Origin of the sequence: Pectobacterium peruviense, assembly GCF_002847345.1 — a bacterium.
GTDB lineage: Bacteria > Pseudomonadota > Gammaproteobacteria > Enterobacterales > Enterobacteriaceae > Pectobacterium > Pectobacterium peruviense.
The window spans coordinates 1-4196 of record NZ_LXFV01000017.1; the positions used below are offsets into that span (position 1 = coordinate 1).

Annotated in this window: 3 protein-coding genes and 1 tRNA gene; 2 read left to right on the forward strand and 2 right to left on the reverse strand. The window is 51.5% G+C overall.

Going from position 1 to position 4196, the window contains the following annotated elements; genetic code table 11:
- Positions 1–77: transfer RNA gene (locus A0G03_RS14185), tRNA-Met, on the forward strand.
- A gap of 178 nt (positions 78–255) precedes the next feature.
- Here the strand turns inward: A0G03_RS14185 and amiC are convergent.
- Positions 256–1500, reverse strand: a complete 1245-nt coding sequence (gene amiC / locus A0G03_RS14190; protein WP_048259161.1) for an N-acetylmuramoyl-L-alanine amidase AmiC — start codon at positions 1498–1500, stop codon at positions 256–258.
- Between the two features lie 258 nt (positions 1501–1758).
- On the opposite strand from amiC, the gene argA reads away from it, so the two are divergent.
- Entirely contained in the window at positions 1759–3102 is a 1344-nt protein-coding gene (argA, locus tag A0G03_RS14195) for an amino-acid N-acetyltransferase (RefSeq protein ID WP_169743488.1), read from the forward strand.
- A gap of 64 nt (positions 3103–3166) precedes the next feature.
- Here the strand turns inward: argA and A0G03_RS14200 are convergent.
- A partial coding sequence (locus A0G03_RS14200; protein WP_048259160.1) for an L-talarate/galactarate dehydratase occupies positions 3167–4196 on the reverse strand: 1030 nt, incomplete at its 5' end.

The window sequence follows — 4196 nt, forward strand, 5'->3', positions numbered from 1 at the left end:
CGCGGGATGGAGCAGCCTGGTAGCTCGTCGGGCTCATAACCCGAAGGTCGTCGGTTCAAATCCGGCTCCCGCAACCAACTAAAACTATCTTTTAAGAAGTAAGCGATAAAGCACCTTAACGGGTGCTTTTTTGTTTTTTGTGCCACATGTTTTCTACGCATGCCCTACTTCTACGCTCGTCTACGACATATTTCCTTTAAACCGCGCCGACAAGACGCGGTTACTACGTAATATTGACGATACTCACCACACCCACTACCGCTCCGCCTGACTAGCGAAGTAGGCTTTAATCCCTGCAAAAATGGATTCGGCAATTTGCTGCTGGAAATGACTGGTACGCAGCTTACGTTCTTCTTCCAGATTACTGATAAATGCCGTCTCAACCAGAACAGAAGGGATATCCGGGGCTTTCAGTACTGCAAATCCGGCCTGATCGACGCTATTTTTGTGCAGACGATTCACCTTGCCCAGCCGAGTCAGGATCTCTTTACCAAACGTTAGGCTGTCGCCAATCGTCACGGTCTGCACCAGATCAAACATGGTGTGATCCAGATAGCGATCGCCGCTCATGCTTACCCCACCGATCAAATCCGATTCATTCTGCGTCTCAGCCAAAAATTTAGCAGCGGTGCTGGTTGCCCCCTTCTTCGAGAGTGCAAAAACCGACGACCCTCTTGCAGATCGATTGGTAAAGGCATCTGCATGAATCGAAATGAACAGATCGGCACGCTGCTTGCGCGCTTTCGCCACCCTTACACGTAGCGGAATGAATACATCTTCATTGCGCGTCATATACGCCTTCATGTTGGATTCATTATCGATCAGCTTACGCAGGCGGCGGGCGATTTGCAGCACGATGTCTTTTTCGCGCGTTTTATTCTTGCCAATCGCGCCAGGATCCTCACCACCGTGACCGGGATCGAGCATAATAATCAGTGGGCGATCTCGCCCGGCCTTCCCCGCTTTCGGCGCTTCCGCTGGCAGCGTGCGTTCTAAATCGCCTTTGTTGTAATCCTCCAGCAGCGCCAGCAGTGGATCGTCTTCGTTGTCGTAGCGCCCTGCGGCAGGGTACAAATCCAGCACCAGCCGGTGTTTGAATTCAGCCACTGGCCCCAGCGTAAAGACTTTGGTCGTTGCCTGCTGTTTGAGTTCCAACACCAAACGCACCGTACTTTTATCAAACTGCCCGATGCGCGCTTCTTTAATCAGCGGATCGTTATCCTGCTGAAACTGGCTGGCTATTTCCTTCAGTACCTTGTTCAGATGAACATTTTCGATATCCACCACGATGCGTTCAGGATTACTGAGGCTAAACTGTTTATATTTCAGCGGATGATTGGATTCCAACGTGACGCGAGTATAGGCAGAAGACGGCCAAACACGCACGGCGATAACCTGTGCCGTCGCAGCCAAACCCACACCACTTACGCTTAATAGCCAGGTTGCTGCTGCGCTTTGTAATAGACGCCGTCGAGTCAGATGATGATTCGAATGAGACATGCCGCTCCGATCTAATTGCTGTGCACTATCCTGCATTGTCGTGTTGCCACTGCGCGGATATGCCATCAAAAAATGAATAAAGGTAAAAATTGTCAAAAACTTTAACGAATCTGCTTCGCGCTGTCATGCAAAAATCCTGTGTAGCCCTTATAACAGGCGGATATCATAAATTTGAAGTATTAACCGCGCTTTTCTGGTTAATACTTCCTCTTGCGTTTTACGTCATAAAGAATAAAAATACAGAAATTACGAATAAAAATGCAAAGAGGGCTCACAGTGAAGGAACGTAGTACAGAGCTGGTTCAGGGCTTCCGCCATTCAGTTCCCTATATCAATGCACACCGTGGCAAAACGTTTGTCATCATGTTAGGTGGCGAGGCCATTGAACATGCAAACTTCTCTAGCATCGTAAATGATATTGGGCTGTTACACAGTCTGGGGATCAAGCTGGTCGTCGTTTATGGTGCCCGTCCCCAGATCGATGCCAACCTTACAACGCACCACTACGAGCCCCACTATCATAAAAATACCCGTATCACCGACAGCGCCACGCTGGAGCTGGTTAAACAGGCTGCGGGTATGCTGCAACTGGACATCACCGCTCGGCTGTCGATGAGCCTGAACAACACACCGCTGCAAGGTGCCCATATTAATGTCGTCAGCGGTAATTTTATTATCGCACAGCCGCTTGGTGTTGATGACGGTGTGGACTACTGCCACAGTGGCCGTATTCGTCGTATTGATGAAGAAGCGGTTCACCGCCAGTTGAATAGCGGCGCGATTGTACTGCTTGGCCCAGTTGCTGTTTCAGTCACTGGTGAAAGTTTCAATTTAACCTCAGAAGAGGTTGCGACCCAGCTCGCCATTAAGCTGAAAGCAGAGAAGATGATCGGCTTCTGCTCGTCACAGGGCGTGACCAATGAAGAGGGCCGCATCATCTCCGAGCTGTTCCCGGACGATGCGCAGCAGCGTATTGATGTACTGGAACAGGCTGGCGATTACCACTCTGGTACGGTTAGATTCCTTCGCGGTGCAGTCAAAGCCTGTCGTAGCGGCGTGCGTCGCAGCCACCTGATCAGCTATCAGGACGATGGCGCGCTGTTGCAGGAACTGTTCTCACGCGATGGAATCGGTACGCAAATCGTGATGGAAAGCGCCGAGCAGGTTCGCCGTGCGACCATCAATGACATCGGCGGTATTCTGGAATTGATCCGTCCGCTGGAAGAACAAGGCATTCTGGTTAGACGCTCGCGTGAACAGCTGGAAATGGAGATCGACAAATTCACCGTCGTAGTACGCGATAACCTGACCATCGCCTGTGCCGCGCTTTATCCGTTCCCGGAAGAAAGCATCGGCGAAATGGCCTGCGTCGCGGTTCACCCGGATTACCGCAGTTCATCACGTGGCGATATGTTGTTAATGCGCGTAGCCGCTCAGGCGCGCCAGCAGGGTCTGCAAAAGCTGTTCGTGCTGACGACACACAGCATCCACTGGTTTCAGGAGCGCGGCTTTTTACCCGCCGAAGTGGAAATGCTGCCGAAGAAAAAACAGGCGCTGTACAACTACCAGCGTCGCTCGAAGATTCTGGTGCTGGATCTCTGAATTATTCCATTCAATAAAGCTTCTCGTGGCCGATAGTAAAATCGGCCACGATGATTTCATCGGTTTAGGGCTGCTTGCCAAACTCACAGCTCAGCGTCGTCCATTTCCTTGCCTGTTCACTCAGCGTAAATCCTAATCCTAGACGATCGGACACCCACATGCGCCCATCGCGCAACTCTAGCTGCTCGTTGAAGAGTGGGTTCAGCCACTCGAAGTGTTCCAGCCAGGGTTCAATAGGATAGGCCGCAGCCAGATGCAAATGCACTTCCATCGCAAAATGTGGCGCCAACTTACGCCCGTGCTTCGCCGCCAGATCCATGATTTTCAGGAAAGGAGAAATCCCGCCTACACGCGGCGCATCCGGCTGAACAAAATCACTGGCGTTACCAAGAATCAGCTGTTCGTGCTCGCGAAAACTAGTCAACATCTCACCCGTGGCAATCGGCGTATCCAGCGCTGCCGTCAGCGCCGCATGACCTTCTACATCGTAAGCATCCAGCGGCTCTTCAATCCAGACCAGATTAAAGGCTTCCATCTTTCTGCCCATCCGAATCGCCGTTTCGCGATCCCACTGCTGATTAGCATCCACCATCAGCGGGAAATCGTCTCCTAACGCTTCGCGTACCGCCGTGAGACGACGGATATCCTCCGCCGTATTCGGCTGACCCACTTTCAGTTTTATCCCACCGATACCACTTTCGCGGGAGATCACGACATTTTTTAATACCTGATCCAACGGCGTATGCAGGAAGCCACCGGAGGTGTTGTAGCACTGAACGGAATCACGGTGTGAACCCAACAGCTTTGACAAAGGCAAACCTGCACGCTTGGCTTTCATGTCCCACAGTGCAATGTCGAGCGGAGAAATAGCCTGCACCGCCATTCCGCTGCGGCCAACCGATGCCCCAGCCCACAGCAGTTTGGTATAGATCTTATCGATATCATTTGGATCTTCGCCTAGCAGGTTATCCGCAATCTCTTTCGCATGAGCGTAGATGCCTTGCCCACCCGCACGCTTGGAGTAGCTAAACCCCACCCCTTCAAATCCATCACGACTGCGAATTTCCGCAAAAATAATCGCCACTTCAGTCAGT